The 19,594-nt window shown below is 69.9% G+C and carries 18 protein-coding genes; 4 read left to right on the forward strand and 14 right to left on the reverse strand.

The window, feature by feature from the left end; genetic code table 11:
* Positions 1–21 precede the first annotated feature (21 nt).
* Positions 22–1,551, reverse strand: coding sequence for a cobyric acid synthase (locus tag AB0I81_RS26355; protein ID WP_360661407.1), 1,530 nt, complete (start codon positions 1,549–1,551; stop codon positions 22–24).
* Positions 1,552–1,686: 135 nt separating this feature from the next.
* Between AB0I81_RS26355 and AB0I81_RS26360 the strand changes: the two genes are divergently transcribed.
* Complete coding sequence (locus AB0I81_RS26360; protein WP_360661410.1) at positions 1,687–3,015, forward strand: MFS transporter; 1,329 nt, start codon at positions 1,687–1,689, stop codon at positions 3,013–3,015.
* A 63-nt stretch (positions 3,016–3,078) separates the two neighbouring features.
* On the opposite strand, the gene AB0I81_RS26365 is transcribed toward AB0I81_RS26360, so the two are convergent.
* From AB0I81_RS26365 to AB0I81_RS26420, 12 genes are all read right to left on the reverse strand, one after another.
* Positions 3,079–3,393 carry an antitoxin gene (locus AB0I81_RS26365; protein ID WP_360661413.1) on the reverse strand — a complete coding sequence of 105 codons (315 nt, stop codon included), beginning with the start codon at positions 3,391–3,393 and terminating at the stop codon, positions 3,079–3,081.
* A 55-nt stretch (positions 3,394–3,448) separates the two neighbouring features.
* On the reverse strand, positions 3,449–4,069 hold the full coding sequence (locus AB0I81_RS26370) for a LysE family translocator (RefSeq protein ID WP_360661416.1): 621 nt from the start codon (positions 4,067–4,069) through the stop codon (positions 3,449–3,451).
* Between the two features lie 5 nt (positions 4,070–4,074).
* The gene (locus AB0I81_RS26375; RefSeq protein WP_360661418.1) at positions 4,075–5,022 is read right to left on the reverse strand and encodes a quinone oxidoreductase; all 948 of its coding nucleotides are present in this window, start codon (positions 5,020–5,022) and stop codon (positions 4,075–4,077) included.
* A gap of 42 nt (positions 5,023–5,064) precedes the next feature.
* Positions 5,065–6,699, reverse strand: coding sequence for a serine/threonine-protein kinase (locus AB0I81_RS26380; RefSeq protein WP_360661420.1), 1,635 nt, complete (start codon positions 6,697–6,699; stop codon positions 5,065–5,067).
* A 50-nt stretch (positions 6,700–6,749) separates the two neighbouring features.
* A complete protein-coding gene (locus AB0I81_RS26385) occupies positions 6,750–7,175 on the reverse strand; it encodes a cupin domain-containing protein (RefSeq protein WP_360661423.1) in 426 nt (141 codons plus the stop codon).
* A gap of 97 nt (positions 7,176–7,272) precedes the next feature.
* A complete protein-coding gene (locus tag AB0I81_RS26390) occupies positions 7,273–7,842 on the reverse strand; it encodes an RloB family protein (RefSeq protein WP_360661425.1) in 570 nt (189 codons plus the stop codon).
* Between the two features lie 55 nt (positions 7,843–7,897).
* On the reverse strand, positions 7,898–9,109 hold the full coding sequence (locus tag AB0I81_RS26395) for an ATP-binding protein (protein WP_360661428.1): 1,212 nt from the start codon (positions 9,107–9,109) through the stop codon (positions 7,898–7,900).
* A gap of 40 nt (positions 9,110–9,149) precedes the next feature.
* The gene (locus AB0I81_RS26400; RefSeq protein ID WP_360661430.1) at positions 9,150–9,830 is read right to left on the reverse strand and encodes an HAD family phosphatase; all 681 of its coding nucleotides are present in this window, start codon (positions 9,828–9,830) and stop codon (positions 9,150–9,152) included.
* Positions 9,820–10,893, reverse strand: a complete 1,074-nt coding sequence (locus AB0I81_RS26405; RefSeq protein ID WP_360661433.1) for an ABC transporter ATP-binding protein — start codon at positions 10,891–10,893, stop codon at positions 9,820–9,822. Before AB0I81_RS26405 ends, AB0I81_RS26400 begins: the two co-directional genes overlap by 11 nt.
* Positions 10,890–11,738, reverse strand: coding sequence for an ABC transporter permease subunit (locus AB0I81_RS26410; RefSeq protein ID WP_360661436.1), 849 nt, complete (start codon positions 11,736–11,738; stop codon positions 10,890–10,892). The genes AB0I81_RS26405 and AB0I81_RS26410 overlap by 4 nt, the downstream gene beginning before the upstream one ends.
* Complete coding sequence (locus AB0I81_RS26415; protein ID WP_360661439.1) at positions 11,726–12,550, reverse strand: ABC transporter permease; 825 nt, start codon at positions 12,548–12,550, stop codon at positions 11,726–11,728. Before AB0I81_RS26415 ends, AB0I81_RS26410 begins: the two co-directional genes overlap by 13 nt.
* On the reverse strand, positions 12,547–13,710 hold the full coding sequence (locus AB0I81_RS26420; RefSeq protein ID WP_360661442.1) for an ABC transporter substrate-binding protein: 1,164 nt from the start codon (positions 13,708–13,710) through the stop codon (positions 12,547–12,549). The genes AB0I81_RS26415 and AB0I81_RS26420 overlap by 4 nt, the downstream gene beginning before the upstream one ends.
* A gap of 112 nt (positions 13,711–13,822) precedes the next feature.
* Between AB0I81_RS26420 and AB0I81_RS26425 the strand changes: the two genes are divergently transcribed.
* From AB0I81_RS26425 to dnaE, 3 genes are read left to right on the forward strand one after another with little or no spacing between them, the layout of a single operon-like run.
* The gene (locus AB0I81_RS26425; protein WP_360661444.1) at positions 13,823–14,590 is read left to right on the forward strand and encodes a GntR family transcriptional regulator; all 768 of its coding nucleotides are present in this window, start codon (positions 13,823–13,825) and stop codon (positions 14,588–14,590) included.
* 59 nt (positions 14,591–14,649) lie between these two features.
* On the forward strand, positions 14,650–14,916 hold the full coding sequence (locus AB0I81_RS26430) for a DUF6504 family protein (RefSeq protein WP_360661447.1): 267 nt from the start codon (positions 14,650–14,652) through the stop codon (positions 14,914–14,916).
* Positions 14,916–18,581 (forward strand): DNA polymerase III subunit alpha, encoded by a 3,666-nt coding sequence (gene dnaE, locus AB0I81_RS26435; protein WP_360661450.1) that lies wholly within the window; start codon positions 14,916–14,918, stop codon positions 18,579–18,581. Before AB0I81_RS26430 ends, dnaE begins: the two co-directional genes overlap by 1 nt.
* A gap of 129 nt (positions 18,582–18,710) precedes the next feature.
* On the opposite strand, the gene AB0I81_RS26440 is transcribed toward dnaE, so the two are convergent.
* Complete coding sequence (locus AB0I81_RS26440; protein ID WP_360661453.1) at positions 18,711–19,439, reverse strand: AAA family ATPase; 729 nt, start codon at positions 19,437–19,439, stop codon at positions 18,711–18,713.
* Between the last annotated feature and the right edge of the window lie 155 nt (positions 19,440–19,594).

Raw genomic sequence — 19,594 nt, forward strand, 5'->3', positions numbered from 1 at the left:
CCGGCGCCTGGCCAGGGCGGGCTAAGCCGGCGCGCCCGGTGGCAGGACCGGGAGGTCCTTCGGCGGGCCGTGCTGGATGAGGTGGAGCAGGGCGTCGGTGTCGAGGTGCTGTTCGACCAGGTCGCCGAGCGCGTCGAGCCGTTCCTCGCGCAGCCCGGCGAAGTCCGTGTCCGGATCGGGGGTGAAGTCGCGCCCGGCCCGCCGCGCCACGTCGGCCAGGAAGGCGCGACGGAAGCCGTCGTTCTCCAGGGCGCCGTGCCAGGTGGTGCCCCAGACGTTCCCGGCCCGGCAACCGTCCAGGAACGGCTCGCTCCCGGGATCTTCGCCGGGTTCGTGACCAGCGACCCCGAGACCGCCGTCCACCGTCGCCACCCCGTGGTGGATCTCGTACGCCCGCACCGCCTGCCCGTACGCCGTCCCCTCGGGCCTGCCCAGCCGCTTGTCCCGCCCGAACTCGGTCCGCACCGGCAGCAGCCCCAGCCCCTCGACCAGCCCCGCCCCCGACTCGACCGGGTCGTCGATCTCCCGCCCGAGCATCTGGAACCCGCCGCAGATCCCCAGGACGGGCCCGCTCCTGGCGCGGATCGCCGCCGCCAGGCCGTTCTCGCGCAACCAGGCCAGGTCGGACACGGTGGCCCGGGAGCCGGGCAGCACCACCAGGTCGGCGTCGTCCAGCTCGGCGGGATCGGATGCGAAGCGCACCACGACGCCCGGCTCGGCCGCCAGCGCGTCCACGTCGGTGAAGTTGGAGATGCGGGGCAGTCGCACGACCGCCACGCGCAACGTCTGTCTGCCGTACGGCGGCCGTACCGCGACGCTGCGGTTGTCCAGGGCCAGCGAGTCCTCGACGTCCAGCCAGAGCCCGTCGAGCCAGGGCAGCACGCCGTACACCGTCCGCCCGGTCACTCCCTCGATCATGTCGAGCCCCGGCTTCAGCAGCTCCTTCGCGCCACGGAACTTGTTGACCACGAAGCCGGCCACGTGGGACTGGTCGGCGGCGTCCAGGAGGCCCACGGTGCCGTAGAACGCGGCGAACACCCCGCCCCTGTCGATGTCGCCGACCACGATCACCGGCAGGTCCGCGGCCCTGGCCAGGCCCATGTTGGCGATGTCGCCGCGGCGCAGGTTGATCTCGGCGGGGCTGCCCGCGCCCTCGCACACCACCACGTCGTACTGCTTGCGCAGCCGTCCGAGCGACTCCAGCGCCGCGGCGCGCAACCTGTCCCTCAGTGCGCCGTACTCCATGGCGTCCACGTCCGCCACCGGGCTGCCCATCAGCACGACCTGGCTGCGGCGGTCGCTGCCGGGCTTGAGCAGGATCGGGTTCATGTCGGCGACGGGTTCGAGCCCCGCGGCCTGCGCCTGCATGGCCTGTGCCCGGCCGATCTCGGCGCCCTCGGCGGTGACGTACGAGTTGAGCGACATGTTCTGGGCCTTGTACGGGGCCACGCGGACCCCCTGACGGGCCAGCCAGCGGCAGATTCCGGCGGTGATCACGCTCTTGCCCGCGTCCGACGTGGTACCCGCGACCAGCAATGCCCCATTGACCATGAGATCACCGTACACACGGCATGAGTCGCGAAATTTCGCGGTAACCACCCATTTACGAATGCTGTGACTTCTGCCACTCTGGCTAGAACATTGCCCTAGAACTCGATTCTAGATTTCCCTACGGAAAGGGTGGGCATGGTCGGGACGTTCGGTTCGCCACGTACAGGCACCATCGACGCGCGGTCCCGCGCGCCATTTGGCTGGGCACCCCTGGTGGTGCTGTTCATCGTCGGACTAGTGGACCGGATCGAGCACAACCTCCTGTCGGGCGTGCTCCCGCTCATACAGCAGGAATGGGGCTTCAGCGACACCGCGGCCGGCTCCATCCCGACGGCCGCCGCACTGGCCGCCGCCGTGGTGTCCCTGCCCGCCGGGTACCTGGCGGACCGCTTCAGCCGTACGCGGATCATCACGATCGTGGTGTTCTGCTGGGCCATCGCCACGCTGGGCTCCGGCCTGGCCACCGGCTTCGCGATGTTCTACCTGATGCGGGTGTTCCTGGCGGTGGCCGAGAACATCGACAACCCCGCCGCGGGCAGCCTGCTCGCCGACTACTACCCGCCGGCCAGCCGCGCCAAGGCGTACGGGCTCACCCGCGTGACCACCTACCTCGGCGGCGTCGGAACCCTGCTCGGCGGGGTGCTGGCGCAGGCGTTCTCGTGGCGCACGGCGTTCCTCATCATGGTCATCCCGGGCCTGCTCACGGCGCTGCTCGTCTGGTTCCTGCGCGAGCCGAAACGCGGCGAGCTGGACCGGCTGATCGCCTCGGGAGAGCCGCCGTCGGAAGCCGCCGCCGCCCCGCCTTCCAAGGAGGTCAAGCCGCCGTTCTGGAACCAGCTCCGCCAGGTGGCGGTCATCCCCACCCTGATCTTCGTCTGCGTCGGCCTGGCCCTGCTCAGCCTCGGACTGGCCGGCATCTTCTTCTGGCTGCCCACGCTCATGGTGCGCGAGTTCGCCGTCGGCGTGGGCACGGCCGCCTCGCTCAGCGGCCTGATCACCATCGCCGGCACGCTCACCGGCACCCTGGTCGGCTCGTGGCTGGGCAGGAAGTGGCACGGCACCCGCAAGGGCGGGCGCCTGCTGGCGGGCGGCGGCGGCATCACGGCCGGCTCCGCGGTGCTGGCCGGCGCGCTGTCCATGGACTCCATCGGCGCGCTGACGGTCCTGGTGCTGGTCGCGTGCTCGCTGATGTCCATCGCGATCCCCAACATGACCGCCTGCCTGGCGGACGTGGTCCCGGCCGCCTCGCGCGGGCTCGGCTTCGCCGTCCTGCAACTGCTGCTGACCTTCGGCGCCGCGTTCGGCTCGCTGGTCGTCGGGATCGGCTCGGACGCGCTGGGGTCGCTGCTGTCCGGCATGTACATCCTGATCGTCCCCATGGTCGTGGGCGGCCTGCTCACGCTGGGGGCCAGGGCCTCGTTCGAGCGGGACGCCCGCAAGGTCATGGACGACGCCCGCGGCTGACCTGGAACGCACAGAGGCGGCGCACGCACCCGAAGGGCGTGCGCCGCTCGTCTCCGTTCGGGCTTACGCCGGCGGCGGCGTGCGGCGCTCGCGCTCCTCCTCGGGCGTGAGCGGCGGCTGCTGCCGCGTCGAGTGCGGCTCCTGAGGCTGGGTCGGCGGCTGCTCACCCGGGCGCGGCTCACCTGGGCGCTGCTCGCCACCACCGCTGCCATAACGGCGCTGTACGGCGTCGGCGCCCTTGCCGATCTGGTCGTCGTACTTGTGCCCGGTGCGCTCCTTGACGAACTGCTCGGCCCGGTCGATCACCTGGTCGGCCTGCTTGGAGTGCCCTCTGGCCAGGTCTTCGGCCTTCTTCAGCCAGTCTCCGATGCGGCTCATGACCAATTCCCCGTTTCTTCAGACTACGTCCGGCCCCTACCCGCCGAACCTGGAATCAGTCACTGACGGCCAGTCGCACCCCGAACCCCACGATCACCACACCGGTCAACCGGTCGAGAACCCGCCGTACCGTACGAGACCGCAGGAACCCGCCCATCAGCGACGCGAACCCGATCAGCAGCGCGCTCCACACCAGCCCTTCCACCACGTGCACCCCCGCCAGCACCAGCCCCATCAGCGCGTGCGGCGCCCCCTCGGGGATGAACCCCGGCAGCACGGCCACGTAGAACGCCCCCACCTTGGGGTTGAGCAGGTTCGTCAGCAGCCCGCGCCGCAACCCCGCGCCGAAGCGCACCTCCTGCCGGAGCTCCGGCGCCTGCTGCTCGCCATCCCTGGCGAGCAACATACGCAACCCCATCCACAGCAGGTACGCCGCCCCGGCCCAGCGCAGCACGTCGTAGGCGAGCTGCGAGGCGGCCAGCAGCGCCGACAGCCCGGCCGCGGTGAGCACGCCCCAGACGAGCGTGCCGAGCTGGATGCCCAGCGTCACACCCCAGGCCGGGCGCCGGCCGGCGAGCAGCGACGTCCGCAGGACCAGGGCCGTGTCGAGGCCGGGGGTCACGGTGAGCAGGGCGACCACGGCGGCGAACGACCAGATCGATGCGGCGATATCCACAAATATCAGGGTATGAGGAGCAGCTTTCCGGTGGTACGCCGGGCAGCCAGGTCGTCGTGCGCCTGCCGCGCCTCGGCCAGCGGGTAACGGTGCGAGACGTTGATCGCGAGCTGCCCGGAAGTGATCCAGCCGAACAGGTCGGAGGCGCGCTGGAGCAGCTCCTCACGGGCGGCGATGTAGTGCACGAGCGTGGGCCTGGTCAGGAAGAGCGAGCCCTTCCTGTTGAGGACCTGGGGGTCGAGCGGCGGCACGGCACCGCTGGCGGCGCCGTACAGGGCCATGAGGCCGCGCGGGCGCAGCGCCTCCAGCCCGCCGTCGAACGTGGCCTTGCCGACGCCGTCGTACACGACGTCGATCCGATCCCGCAGGGCCTCGGCGAAGTCGTCGTAGCCCAGCACCTCATCGGCCCCCGCCTGCCTGGCCAGCTTCTCCTTCTCGCCGGTGGAGACCGTCGTGTAGACCTTGGCGCCCTTGAGCTTGGCGAGCTGGATCAGCAACTGCCCCATGCCACCCGCGCCGGCGTGCACGAGAACCTGATCGCCCCGCTTGACCTCGTGGGTGGAGGTGATCAGGTAGTGGGCCGTCATGCCCTGCAACATCGCCGCCGCCGCGACCTCCGCCGGCACGCCCTCGGGCACCGGCACCAGCCGCCGAGCCGGCACCACGGCCTTCTCGGCGTAGCTCCCCATGACGTTGGCCCACGCGACGGTGTCGCCCACGGCCACGTCCCGCACGCCCGCCCCGACGGCCGAGACCGTGCCCGCGCCCTCGGAGCCGATCGGGGTGGGCAGGTCGAGCGGGTAGACGCCGGAGCGGTGGTAGATGTCGATGAAGTTGACGCCGCTGGCGGCCACGTCGACGACTACCTCGCCGTCACCGGGCACGGGGTCGGGACGTTCGACGTATTCGAGAACCTCTGGGCCGCCTGTGGCGGAGACGATGATCGCATGCATGCCCCTAGTCAACTCCTTGCCCGGGGGCCGGTGCCACCCGGGTCAGGGCTCCTTCGTGCCGCGGAGTTCGAAGTCGTCGAAGGCCATCTTCAGCAGCGACTTGCCGTCCTTGGTCGTGCGGGCGAACACCCCGACGTGGCCGTTGCCGATCCCGTTCGGGTCCTCCACCTCGTGCACCCGCTCGTCGTTGACCCACATGGTCAGCCGCACGGCCGAGTCCACCTGCTGACACGACGCCGTCACGCGGGCCTTGCCGCCCAGCCCGTCCACCTGTACGGGCTGGGCCAGCGTGCCGCCCGACCCGTCCACGATGCGCCGGATCCTGGCCTTGCCGCTCGTGTCCAGCGCGAACTCGTAGTAGGTGTCGTTGCTGGAGTTGTCGTCCAGGTCGTGGCAGTAGACGCCGTACTCGCTGGTTCCGGTGGATTTCTTGACATCGGCGGTGACGCTCACCACGACCGAGGCGGGCAGCAGCGGAGTGGGTGTGGCGGAGGGGTCGGGCGCGTCCGTTGGCTTGGTGATCAGGAAGGGGATGGGGGCCTTCGCGAACTCCTCCTCGTTGCCCTGCTCCACGTCCAGCCCGTAGGTCCCGTCCGAGCGATATCCGTAGCTGGAGCTCTCCGTCGGGTCGTAGGTGCCGCTCCAGCCGCCGGAGGTCTGCGTGAAGTCCTCCTGGTAGAGCAGCCCCAGGTCCTTGGGCGGTCCGCTCGGCGACAACACCGCCCACGCGGTCACGCCCCCCGCCACCAGGACGGCCGCGGCCGCCGCCAGGCCCGCGTACAGCGCTCCCCGCCGGCGCTTGGGCTGCTGCGGGACGGCCGTGAAGGCAGCGGTGGACTGCTGCCAGGCCACCTGTACGGTCTGCGCCGCCTGCTCCGGCGCCGCCGCCCGCCCGACGAGATGGTCGAGCAGTTGTTGCGCGGTGGGCCGCGTGGCCGGGTCCTTGCGCAGCGCCGCCGCGACCAACTCGCGCAGGCCGGGCTCGACGGCTTCGAGGTCCGGCTCGGTGTTGAGCACCTGGTACACGATGGCCGGCAGCGTGTCCCCGCCGAACGGCGCCCGCCCGCTGGCCGCGTACGCCACCAGGCAACCCCACGAGAACACGTCGCAGGCCGGCGAGACCGGATCGCCCCGCAACACCTCGGGCGCCATGTAGCGGGGGGTGCCGACGAGCTCGCCGGTGCCCGTGACGCCGCCGAGCGTGTCCAGCGCCCGCGCGATGCCGAAGTCGATCACGCGCGGGCCGACGGGGGACAGCAGCACGTTCGACGGCTTGAGGTCCCGGTGCACCACCCCGGCGCCGTGGATGGCGGTGAGCGCGGTGGCCACGCTGACGGCCAGCGCGTCGAGGCTGGAGCCGCGCAGCGGGCCCGACTGGCGTACGGCCTCTTCGAGGTTGGGGCCGGGCACGTACTCGGTGACCACGTAGAGCTGGCCGCCGTCGAGCGCGGCCTCGATGACGGCGGCCGTGCAGAACCTCCGCACCCGCTGCGCCGCGTCCGCCTCCCTGCGAAAACGCATGCGGAACTGCTCGTGCTGGCTCAGCTCCGGGTTGATCACCTTGACGGCGACCCGTTGCCCGGCAGGGTCCTCGGCGAGATGGACCGTGCCCATCCCGCCTCTGCCCAGCACACTAAGCAGCCTGTAGCGCCCGATGTGGGAGGTTTCACCGCTCACGGCGCGTAGCTTACCGATACCGCGCTCGCCGCCGCTGAGCACACGGGGTCCTATTCGAAGTCGCACCCCGGGTTCGGCGCGTCCACCGAGAGCGGCGCGCCGTGCGGGAGCACGTACAACACCTCCAGGACGATGGGCTTGTCGCCGCGGTTCTGCCCGATGTGCACCTCGTCGGAGCCGCTGGGCTCGACGATGATCTGCCCTGCCTGGTACACGCCGTCGGACTCGCAGGTGGAGCCGAAGTGGCTGAGGGTGCCCTTGCGGACGACTCCGTAGAGGGTGCCGTCGTGGTAGTGCCAGCCGGTGCTGCCGCCGGGCGCGATGGTGATCTCGCGCAGGATGTAGTCCTGGTCGCCTATCGTCCGCTGGGAGATCAGCTTGGCGGTGACGCCGGTGCTGGGGGTGGCGTTGGCCGTACCGGGGATCAGTACGAGGCTCGCGGCGGCGATGAGTCCCAGTCGGATGAGTTTGTTCATCTGCACTGCCTTCCAGATCTTGGTTACCGGTTCGCCAGCTAAGACAGGGCGGGCTGCCGATCTCGTGACAGGTGCGGCGAATTGGCCCTGGAACGGCTCAGCGATCTCTTCCGGACCGCTGGATGACTTCGACGATCAGCCAGGCGTTCGTGGAGGGGTTACGACCTTTCCGGTTGGGTTCACAGTGCTCCGGGTCCGCTCGCAGCGCACGTTCCCGCGCGATCTCATGGTGAGCGAAAGGGAAGTCCCGTCCCAGGTGCTTGTCGTAGTCCTTGATGTGTTTCCTGAGTCGCTGTCTGATGCGTTCCTGGTCGCAGGCGGCCGTGTGGTCCTCGAAGTGGTGGAGGATCCACAACTCGAAGCAGGGCAGGGAGACCGCCAGGTTGACGCGACCCCTGCGTGCCGCGACCAAGGCTTGCTCAAGGGTGGTGTGCTGGTCGACATCCACGACGCACCACACTTCGTCGTAGGCGATGTTGACGTCCCGCTGCGCGCGAGCCTCCCGATCCTTCTTGTCGCGCTCGCGGACGGCATAGGCGACGATGGCCGCCGGATCTCGCCCGAGGCCGATCACCTTGCAGTTGCGGATCTCCACGGGGAGGGAGCGGAAGTAGTGGCGGACGCCTTCGAAGTATTCGACCTCCGTGACTTCTCCCTCACACGCCACGAGGACACGCTTCTTCGGTGCCCGGCGGCCGACGGGACGGTCAAGGCGCGGGGGGCTACGCCTGGGGCTCATGGGTGCTGGCGGGTCCCTTCAGGAAGATCTCACGAATGTCCTCGAAATTGAGGTACGGAACTGCGCCATATCGGCCCTGTAGATAGCCGCGTTCTATGTTCTCGTCACGACGGGTGTGAAATTCGGCGAGTGAGTAAAGGTTGGTGGCGCCTGAGCTGTCCTTCTCGGTGAACCACACCTCATCCCTGGCCAGAAGCCCATCCTCGATGAGTGAGCCGAGGAGTGTGGTGTCGTGCGAGGAGAAGATTAGCTGTGCGTTGGCTCTGTTGATGTCGGGGTCCTTGAACATCCGGATCAACGTCGAGCTGAGCAGTGGATGCAGGCTGGAGTCGATCTCGTCGGCGAGCAGGATGCCACCGATGTGCAGGACGATGATCGTGTGGCCCAGAAGGGAGAGCCACGCGCGGGTGCCAGCGCTTTCTTCCTCAAGGCTCAGTGACGGCATCTCTCCCGCTCTACGCATGATGAGCTGGTCATGCGGCTCGGCCTCCACAAGCTCGACCCGCTCGATGCCCAGGTCCGCGATACGCAGCAGTTCATTTATGTTGTCTGTCGCGACCCCACGGCGCAGGAGGAGTTTAACCAGGTCAAGGCGAGACTCCTCATTCAGTTCGCCGTGCTGGACAAAATCGATGGCGACGAACTTCAGAGTGTCGTAGATGGCGGTCAACAGCGAATGGTTGTTGGACGCCGCGCACGAAAGATAGAGCGAGTTCGGCCGGGTGAGTCTGCGTATGCGCTGTACCTCGCCGGTAAGGCTGCGCCCAAAGGTCATGTCGGCGGGCCCGGTGCGATCGAAGAGCTTCTTCGGCCGCCCTCGGGGAAAGGCGTTGAGCCATTCCCCTAGCACTACTTCATCGTCCATCTCGAAGCCATAGGAGTATCGGACGCCTTGATGGAGGAAGTCGGCCTCGAAGAACGATGGTGTCCGAAGTCCGGCTCTGGAGAGCTTGAAGGGGTTTCTGGGCACCCCTTTGGTCGGATCCCAGGAGGTGTGGGACGACCGGATGGCATCGGACATCCACCGCAGGGCGTCGAGAAGATTGGACTTTCCCGACGCGTTCGCGCCGTAGATCCCGGCGACGTGGAGCGATTCGGTGCGCTTCGGCTCCCCCCGGCGCGGAACGGCTATCAGGGAGAGCGTCTGCTCGTCACGGATCGACCGATGGTTGGCAACCCGGAAACGCAGCAGCACGATCTTCCCCTAGCCTTCAACTGGCAGTGAGCCTACACTTTCAAGCCCTCTTACGAAGAGATTCCCCGTAACTGCTCAGGTAAGCGCGGACTCTGGCCAGAGTCGGCAGGCCCCGCTCCGGTGAGACCACCAGTACGCGGCAGCCCGCCGCCCGTGCCGCCGCGATTCCCGTTGGGCTGTCCTCGATGGCCACGCATCGGGACGGTGCCGCGCCGAGGAGGCGGGCAGCCTTCAGGTACGGGTCCGGCCACGGCTTGCTTCGTTCCGTGTCCTCGTCCGCGATGACCAGGTCGAACGCATGCCCCAGCCGGGGCAGCACCAGCTCCACGATCCGGCGGGGAGAGGCGGTGACCAGGGCGGTGGGGATGGCGCCGGCGGCCAGGCCGGACAGGAGTTCGGTGGCGCCGGGCAGCACGGTCAGGTCGCGGGCGACGCGGGCGGCGAAGGCGTCGGTGAGGGGGCCGGTCAGGCCGGGGTCGCCCAGGTGGGCGGCCACGTCCTCGACGGTGTGGCCGTGTACGTGCGGGTGGTCGGCGGGGGTGAGAGTGCGGCCGAGGGGCTCGGCGACGGCGGCGACCGCCTGCCACCACAGCCCCTCGGTGTCCACCAGCGTGCCGTCCATGTCGAGCAGGACGGCGGCGGGGTCGGGCGGGGTACCCGGCGGGACGGTGGCGGGGCCGGGCGTCATGGTGCCTGGCCGGTTCGCGGACTCAGACGGCATCGGCGGCCACGACAGGGGAGGGGACGGTGACCGTGCGGGCCGCCACCAGGACGGGGCGCTCCACCAGGCGTACCGCGACGCGCGTGCCGGGGCCGAGCCGGGCGGCCTCGTGGCCGGGCACGTCCGCGAGCACCTCCCCGCCCGCCACCGCGAGCCTGAGCCGTACGGAGGCGCCACGGAACGAGGCCGCCAGCACTTCGGCGGGACCATCGGAATTCTGGACGACCTGCACGGCCTCCGGACGGACCAGGACGTCCACGGACGGATCCGCTGGAACGGGGCCGTCCACGGGAAGGAGTTGGCCGAGCACCGTCACCTGGTTCCCGGAGACCTGCCCGGTCAGGTGGTTCATGGTGCCGACGAACTCCGCCACGAACGGGGTGGCCGGCCGGTCGTAGACGTCGGCGGGCGCGCCCGCCTGTTCGAGCCGCCCGTCCCGCAGCACCGCCACCCGGTCCGCGATCGACAGGGCCTCCTCCTGGTCGTGGGTGACGAAGATGGTGGTGATGCCCAGGTCGAGCTGGAGGCGGCGGATCTCCTCGCGCAGCGTCACCCGTACCTTGGCGTCCAGCGCGGACAGCGGCTCGTCCAGCAGCAGCACGCGCGGCTCCAGGGCGAGCGCGCGGGCCAGCGCGACACGTTGCTGCTGGCCGCCGGAGAGCTGGTGCGGGTAGCGGTCGGCGTGGGAGGGCAGGCCGACGAGTTCGAGGAGTTCGTCCGCCTTCTTCCGCCGGGTGGCCACCGGTACCTTGCGTACGCGCAGGCCGAAGGCGACGTTGTCGCGGGCGTTCAGGTTGGGGAAGAGGGAGTAGGACTGGAAGACCATGCCCGCGTCCCGCTTGTTGGCGGGGACGTTCGTGACATCGCGGCCGTCCACCAGCACGGCTCCGGAGTCCGGGCGTTCGAACCCGGCCACGCACCGCAGCGCCGTCGTCTTCCCGCAGCCCGAGGGCCCGAGCAGGGCGACGAACTCGCCGGGTGCGACGATCAGGTCGAAGCCGTCCAGCGCGACCGTCTGGCCGAACGTACGCCGCAGCGCACGGAACTCCACCGATGCGGTCATTTGCCCTTCTCCTTGCTGAAAATGGTGGACACGGCCAGCAACAGCAGCCAGATGAGCAGCAGGCTGAGGATCGACACCGCGACCGAGAGTTGCCCCTTGGAGCCGGAGACGGTCACGATCCACACCGCGAACGGCTGGTAGCCCAGCAGGCTGGCCACGGTGTACTCGCCCAGCACCAGCGCCAGCGTCAGGAACGACGCGCTGGCCAGCGCCGTGCGCAGGTTGGGCACGACCACCCGGGCCAGCACGTACGGCCACGAGGCGCCCAGGTTGCGTGCCGCCTCCACCAGCGTCCGCACGTCCATCGTGCGCAGCCCGGCGTCCAGCGACCGGTACACGAACGGCAGCACCAGCACCACGTACGCCAGCACCAGCACCACCGGGAACCCCGGATCCTGCACCGCGATCATCGTGGCCCAGAACGGCGTCGGCGCGAGCAGGTCGGTCCCGTCGCGCAGCGCCGTGCCGATCCCGGCGACGAACGTGATCGGCGGCACCACCAGCGGCAACGTGCACAACACCTCCATCACCACCCGCAGCCGGGGCGCGAAGAGCCGCACGGCCAGCATCGCGGGCAGCGCCAGCAGCAGCACCAGCACGATCGTGGCCACGGCCAGCCCGAGCGAGAGCGACAGCGAGGCGGCGAAGCCTTCGGCCGTGAGCAGTTCCCCGTACGCGGCGAACGACACCCCGGCGGTCGGCGTGTAGATCGTGTACCAGAACGAGGTGCCGAGCGGGATCAGGAAATAGGCGGCGGCGAGCAGGAACACCGCACCGCGCCACCACGCCCTGGTGCGCCGGGGCGGGGCGCCGGAGACGCGTTCCAGGCCGGTCAGTGCAGCCATCGCGAGGTCCTCCTCTGCAGCGGCAGGTAGATCGCCATGACCAGCCCGGCCACCACGATCATGTCGAGGCTCAGCGCCAGCGCGATGTTCTCGTAGCCGACCAGCACGTCGCCGGTCAGCGCGCTGGCGATCTTCAGGGTGACGAGCGGAACGACGGTCCCGACCATGGCGTTGGCGGTGGCGTACGCGGAGAAGGACGACCCGAACAGCAGCACCACCCCGCCCAGCATGGCCGGGGCCAGCACCGGGAGCCCGACGAAGCGCCAGTAGTGCCAGGCGGTGGCCCCGCTGCCGGCCGCCGCCTCGCGCCACTGCGGTCGCAACCCGTCCAGCGCGGGCGCCATGGCCAGCACCATCAGCGGGACCGAGAAGTACAGGTAGACCACGACCAGGCCCCAGAACGTGTACAGCGAGCCGGAGGGCAGCCCCACCAGGCCGCTGACCACGCCGGCGTTGCCGAGCGTGGCGATCCAGAAGAAGGCCAGCGGCACGCCGCCGAAGTTCGCCAGCACGCCGGACGCGGTCAGCACGGCCTCGCGCAGCAGCGTGGAGCGGGAGGTCACCACGGCGTGGGCGAGGAACGTGCCCAGGACCGCGCCCAGCAGCGCCACCACGGCCGACAGCTTGACGCTGCCGGCCATGGCGGTGAGGTAGCCGCCCTGCAGGCTCTGCGACAGGTTGGCCAGGCTTGGCCGTCCCTGCGCCGTGAACGCCCCCGCCACCAGCACGACGGCGGGGACGCCGAACACGAGCGCGAAGAACGCCAGCAGCGGCAGCGCCCCCAGCCAGCCCCTTGAACGCGAGCGGTTCATCCCGAGATCGCGGCGTCCCAGCCGGCGGCCAGCTTGGCCTTGGCCGCGTCCACCTGCGCGGTGGTCGGGAACTCCGGCGTGCCCTCGACCGAGGGCAGCTTGTCGGCCAGCGCCTTGTCCACGGTGCCGTCGGCCGTCATCGCGGGCAGCAGCACGGGCCGGGCGAAGCCCTTGAGGTAGAGGTTCTGGCCCTCGGCGCTGTAGAGGTACTCCTGCCACAGCCGGGCGGCCGCCGGGTGCGGGGCGTCCTTGTTGACGGCCTGGGCGTACATCTGGAAGTACCTGCCGTCGGAGGGCACGTTCACCTTCCAGTCGATGCCCTTGGCCGTCATCTGGGGCGCGTAGGCGGCGTTGTTGTAGTCCCAGTCGATGCTGATCTGGGTCTCGCCCTTCTCGATGGTGGCCGGGGTGGTCTCGACCGGGTTGTAGTTGCCGGCCTCCTTCAGTTTCTTGAAGAAGTCGATGCCGGGCTGGATGTCGTCGAAGGAGCCGCCGTTGGCGACGGAGGCGGCGTACACGCCGGCGAAGGCCGAGCCCGACTTGGTCGGGTTGCCGTTCATCGCGACCTTGCCCTTGTACTCGGGCTTGAGCAGGTCGGCGAACGTCGTCGGGCAGTTCTCGATCTTCTTGGCGTCGCAGCCGATGGACACGTACCCGCCGTAGTCGTTCACCCAGAGCCCGGTCTGCTCCTTCTGACCCTCGGGGATCTTGTCGAAGGTCTGCACCTTGTACGGTGCGAACAGCCCCTCGGCCGCGCCGCTGATCGCGAACGACTGGCCCAGGTCGAGCACGTCGGGGGCGCGGTCCTGGCCCTTGCGGGTCTTCACGGCGTTGATCTCGTCGGCGCTGGCCGCGTCGGGGGTCTCGCTCTCGATCTTGATACCGTACTTGGCCTGGAACTTCTCGATGATCTCGCCGTAGTTGGCCCAGTCGGGCGGCAGCGCGATGACGTGCAGCGCGCCCTCCTTCCTGGCCGCCTCGACGAGCTTGTCGAAGCCGCCGAAATCGGCGGCGGAGGTCGCGGTGGCCGCGTTGACCGCGTTCGCCCCGCCCTGCGACGCCTGGGTGGTCTGCTGGGTGCCGGGGGCGGCGCCGCACGCCGCGGTGACTACGGTGATGGCTGCGGCAACGCCGGCCGCACGGGCGCGAAGTGTGAACACGTCGCCTCCACTTTCCAGGGGGTGTGGCAAGAACGTAGGGGAACTTGTACAAACAAGCGAGCACCAGTAAGTCGCATCAATGTTGCTCTTTCGTGAATGGGAGGGATCGGTGATGGTTGCGCGCTATGAACGGATCGCCGATGAGCTGCGGGGCGAGATCATCGCCGGCGCCCATCCGGTCGGTTCCCAGCTCCCCAGCGAGGCGGAGCTGGCGGCGCGGTACGGCGCGGCCCGCGGCACCGTACGCCAGGCGGTGGCCGTGCTGGCCGCCGAGGGCCTGGTCGGCTCCCGGCAGGGGGCCAGGCGCATCGTGCTCGGCAGGACCCGCAGCCAGAGCTTCGCCGAGTTGCACAGCTTCGCCCAGTGGGCCCGCGCGAACGGCTACCGCTTCGGCGGCCAGGTGATCGCCCAGCGCCGCAGGCCCGCGGGCGGGACCGAGCCGGCCAGGCTCGGCTCGGAGGAGGTGCTGGAGGTGCTGCGCGTGCGCACGCTGGAGGGCGAGCCGGTGTTGCTGGAACGGACGGTGTACGCCGGGTGGGTGGCCCCCGCGGTCGAGGAGTTGCCCGCCGACTGCGAGTCGGTCACCGAGGCGCTGCACGCCTCCATCGGCCTGGTGTTCGCCTATGGCGAGCATCTCATCGACGCCGTGCCCGCCGGGGCCCAGGACGCCCGCCTGCTGGGGGTGCGCCGGGGCAGCCCGCTGCTGCGCCAGCGCAGGACCACGACCACCCACGAAGGCCGCCCCGTGGAGTCCTCCGACGATCGTTACCGCGCAGGCAGCGTGGCCTTCAGCATCCGCAACTCGATCGGCGCGAACCCCCTCGTACGGCACGCCGGCGACTTGCGTTTCGGGGCCGGAGAACATATGTTCGAGTTGTAGCACCCGCCTTCCCCCGGGTGGCTCAGCAAACCGACCAGAGCCGCGGGGGGAGAAGCGTCTTGAGCAGACTCTATGGCGATCCGATAGAGGTGTGGACGCGAGACGGGGAGCCGACCCAGTTCGTCTGGCGTGACCGGCTCTACCTCGTCCGCCGCGTCCTCGACCAGTGGGTGGTCGCGCGCGAGTGGTGGAAGACCGGCGAGGGCGACCCCGGTGAGCGCCAGTTCTGGCGGGTGGAGGCCAGCCCGGGACGCGAGACGGGCTCGTACGAGCTGCGTTACGACACCGCCAGCAACGGCTGGCTGCTGCTGCGGGCGTGGGACTGATGGCGCCCCCGTTCCCGCACCTCAACGTCTCCTCCGCCTACTCCATGCGCTTCGGCACGGCCTTCCCGAAAGCCCTGGTGAACCGGGCGGTCGAGCACGGGATGGACATCCTCGCGCTGACCGACCGCGACGGCCTCTACGGCGCGATCAAGCACGTACAGGCGTGCGCGGAGGCCGGGATCGCGCCGGTGCTCGGCGTGAACCTGGCGCTCGACGTCCCCGCCTCGGCCTTCACCCCGGTGCCGGGGCTGCGCGCACCGCGCCCCAGGACCGGTCCGGGAGCCGAGGACCGCGTCACCGTGCTGTCCCGTGGCAAGGGCTGGTCCCGCCTGGCCCGCCTGGTCACGGCCGCGCACCACGTGGGGGAGCGGGGCGAGCCCAGGGTGACCCGCGAGCTGGTCGGCGAGTGGGCGGGCGGCCCCGGCGAGCATGGGTTCGGCGCGGAGGACGGGCTCGTGGTGCTGCTCGGGCCCAGGTCCGACGTGGGCCGCGCGGTGGCCGAGCGGCGCGACGAGCACGCCAGGACGCTGCTGGGGTTGTGGCGCGCCGCGGTGCCCGGCGTGGTGGTCGAACTGGTCGACCAGTACGGCTTCCGCGACGCCATCACCGCCGTGCGGATGCTCGGGCTGGCCGAGTCCATGGGCGTGCCCGCCGTGCTGAGCAACGCCGTACGCTATCTCGACCCCGCCGACCACCAGGTGGGCGACGTGCTCGACGCGGCCCGCCAACTCGTTCCCCTGCACCCGCGCCACCTCGACCGCACCACCTCCCACGCCTACCTCAAGGGCACCAAGGAGATGCGGCAGGTGGCGGCCAAGGTGTGCGGCGCGGACCAGGAGCGGGTGGCCCGGCTGCTGTACACCACCAGGCGGCTGGCGGAGGCGTGCGCGATGGAGCCGCTCGACCTGCTCGCGCTCCGCAACGACCCGCCCGACCTGCACCTGCCGGAGATCGGCCGCGACCCGGTGCCGCTGCTGCGTCACCGGGTGGAGGACGGCCTGTTCAGGCGCGGCCTCGACGGCTCGGGCTCGGGCTCCGGCTCCGGCTCCGGCTTCGGCTCCGGCGAGGTCAGGGAACGCCTGCGGGACGAGATGGCGATCATCGAGCGCAAGCGCCTGTCCGGATATTTCATCGCAGTGGCTGGCATCACCGACATGATCCGTGGCATGGGCATCCGCTGCGCCATCCGCGGCTCGGGCGCGGGCAGCCTGGTCAACTACCTCATCGGCATCGGCGAGGTGAACCCGATCGAGCACGGCCTGCTCATGGAGCGCTTCCTGTCCGAGGGCCGCATCGGGCTGCCCGACATCGACGTGGACGTCGAGTCGGCCCGCCGCCTCGACTGCTACCAGGCCATCTTCGACCGCTACGGCGAGTCCCGGGTGGCCTGCGTGTCCATGATGGAGACCTACCGCGCGCGCAGCGCCATCCGCGACGTCGCCGGGGCGATGGGCCTGCCGCCGCACGAGATCGACGCCATCGCCAAGGCGTTCCCGCACATCAGGGCCAGGCAGATCACCGCGTCCCTGGAGGACCTGCCAGAGCTGCGCGAGAGCCGGCTCGGCGAGGCCGGGCTCGACCGGGTGTTCCGGCTGGCCGAAAGGCTCGACGGCCTGCCCAGGCACATCGCGCTGCACCCGTGCGGCGTGCTGATCGGCAACGCGGGGCTGCGCGACCGCACGCCGGTGGAGCGCAGCCTGCTGGGGTACCCGATGTCGCAGTTCGACAAGGACGACGTGGAGGAGGCCGGGCTGCTCAAGCTCGACGTGCTGGGGGTGCGGATGCAGTCCGCGCTGGCGTACGCGCTGAGCGAGGTCAAGCGGGTGGACGACGTCACGGTCGAACTGGACACCCAGCACGGCGACGACCCCTCCGTGCAGTACGTGCCGCACGACGACCAGGAGACCTACGACATGATCTGCGCTTCCCGCACCCTGGGCTGCTTCCAGATCGAGTCGCCGGGTCAGCGCGAGCTGGTGGCCAAGCTGGAGCCGCGCAGGATGCACGACCTGATCGTGGACATCTCGCTGTTCAGGCCGGGGCCGGTCAACTCCGACATGGTCACCCCCTACCTGGAGGCCAGGCACGGGTGGCGGCAGCCGTACTATCCGCACGAGCGGCTGCGCGAGGCGCTGAAGGAGACGCACGGCGTCGTGGTCTTCCACGAGCAGGTGCTGAAGATCATCTCGGTGATGACCGGGCGCGACCTGTCCTTCGCCGAGAAGCTGCGGCGCACCCTGGACACGCCCGAGGGGCGCGAGCGGGTGCGCAGGACCTTCGTCCCCCTGGCCAAGGCCGGCGGGTTCGACGAGGCGGCCGTGGAGCGGGCCTGGAAGGTGCTGGACGCGTTCGGGGCCTTCGGGTTCTGCAAGGCGCACGCGGCGGCGTTCGCGCTGCCCACGTACCAGTCGGCCTGGCTCAAGCGGCACCACGCGGCGGCGTTCTTCGCGGGGGTGCTCACGCACGAGCCCGGCATGTACCCGCCGCGCGTCATCATCGACGAGGCCAGGCAGTGCGGGGTGAAGATCCTGCCGCTGGACATCAACAAGTCGGGCAGGGACTGGCGGGTGGAGCGGCTGGGGCCGCGCGTCCAGGTCCGGGTCCGCCCCGCCGACCTCGAAGGCGCTCCTCGCTCTTCCAGGGAGTTCAAGATCGGGGAGATCGGTAAGGGGTACGCGCTGCGGGTGCCGTTCTCGGCGATCAAGGGCGTGAGCGAGGCCGAGGTCGAACGCATGGTGGCGGGGCAGCCGTACACCTCACTGGCCGACTTCTGGGACCGCGCCCGCCCCTCACGGCCCACGATCGAGCGGATCGTGCAGGTCGGCGGCCTGGACGCGCTGCACGACCTGCACCCGGGCGGGCCTCGCTGGAAGCCCGGCGAGCTGACCCGCCGCGACCTGATCGCCCAGGTCGGCGTGCTCGACCGGGCTTCGGGGATCGGCGTGCGAGCCGGCCCGCGCAAGTCCAAGCGCTACAGCTCTCACATGGATCTCTCTCAGAACGTGGCTCCTCCGGCGGTCCAGTTGCCGCTCGGGTTCGGCGAGCGACTGCCGCCGGGGGAGCTGCCCGAGATGACCGAGACGGAGATGGTCGAGGCCGAGCTGGAGATCCTCGGCGTCGACATCAGCCGGCACGTCATCAGCTTCCACGAGGACCTGCTGGACGCGCTGGGGGTGGTGCGTTCCAGGGACCTGCTCGCCCAGCGCAACGGGGCGGAGATCCTGGTCGCCGGGGTCAAGGTGGCGACCCAGACCCCGGCCGTGCGCTCGGGCCAGCGCGTCATCTTCACCACGCTCGACGACTCGACCGGGCCGGTCGACCTGACGTTCTTCGAGTCGGTGCAGGGGCACTGCGCGGCGACCGTGTTCGGCTCGTGGCTCATGCTGGCCAGAGGGGTGATCAGACGCACCGGGCCGCGAGCGGTCTCGATGCGGGCCGTGGACTGCTGGAACCTGGCCGACCTGGACGCACTCTGGCGCTCCCGGGGCATCGATGCGGTCCGCGCCGTGATCGACCGGGCTCCTGAGGACCTGGCGGGCGTCGGTGGCCGCCCGATCGAGTACGCCAACGGCTTCCGCCTCTCCCCGTACTCAGACCTCGCCCCCGCCACCCCGCCCCGCCAACTCTGGCACGCCAGCCCGGGCAGCTCCGGTCCCGCTGCTTGATCATTCATCTTGTACGGCACAGCCGACGTCACGCCACCCACCGCACGTGGCCGGCCTCCATCCAGGAAACGCTCCTCCGGTTCCCCGGCGCGCCGCCGTTACGTGCGCAACGTGGGCCGTCCGCGTGGGTCAGTCGTTTTCCAGCACGTATCGCAGGTAGAAGTCCGGCTTGGCCAGAAAGCGCCGCCAGTCGTCAACCAACTGGAGCTTCTCCCACTCCGTGGTCTGAATGCCGTGCTCATTCAGTTCGTTGATCTGCGCTCCGGGAAGGCCGGCCAGGATGGGTGAGTGTGTCGCGCAGATGATCTGACCGCCCTCACGTGAGACACGGTCCATGAGAGCGAGCAGGCGAAGGCAGGAGCGGAACGACAATGCCGCTTCGGGTTCGTCCAGCAGGTAGAGACCTGGGCCGGACATCATGCGGTCGAGGACCGTGAAGAATCCCTCTCCGTGGGACTGCTCCGTGAGGTCCTCCTCCCAGAATCCGTGCATGCCGGACACGCTCTGTCCCAGGTTGAAGAGCGTCTCGGCGCGGAAGAAGAATCCCCGTCGCTTGCGCCGAGGACCGCGCAGAAGTCGCAGCCCGTCCGTGGTCAAATCGGCGTTGAGTGCTTCTCCCAGCGGAGAGGGCATCCCCGCCGAGGCGTATCTCGTACCCGCCTTGCCGCCCTCGGAATTGATGCCACAGACATCAGCGATGGCCTCCACCAAGGTGGACTTTCCTGACCCGTTCTCACCCACCAGGAACGTCACTCGATCGGTGAAGGTCAGCCCGTGCGTTTCAAGATGACGGACCAGAGGAAGGGCGGCGGACCAGTCTTCTGGAGGGCGGGGAAGTTCCAGCCGCGTCAACAGCACGTCTACCCTCTTTCCGCCGTGTTCGGAAGCCGGCGCGCATGCTCGCGGACCGGATGTCCCAGCTCGGCGTGGTCGCCGACCCGATGTGCGCGTCCGAGGATATGTGCTGCCGCGCTGAGCTGCCCGCCCGGCACGTCGAGCAGGTCCGCGAGGCT

Origin of the sequence: Nonomuraea sp. NPDC050404 (assembly GCF_040655495.1) — a bacterium.
In the GTDB taxonomy this organism is placed as follows: domain Bacteria; phylum Actinomycetota; class Actinomycetes; order Streptosporangiales; family Streptosporangiaceae; genus Nonomuraea.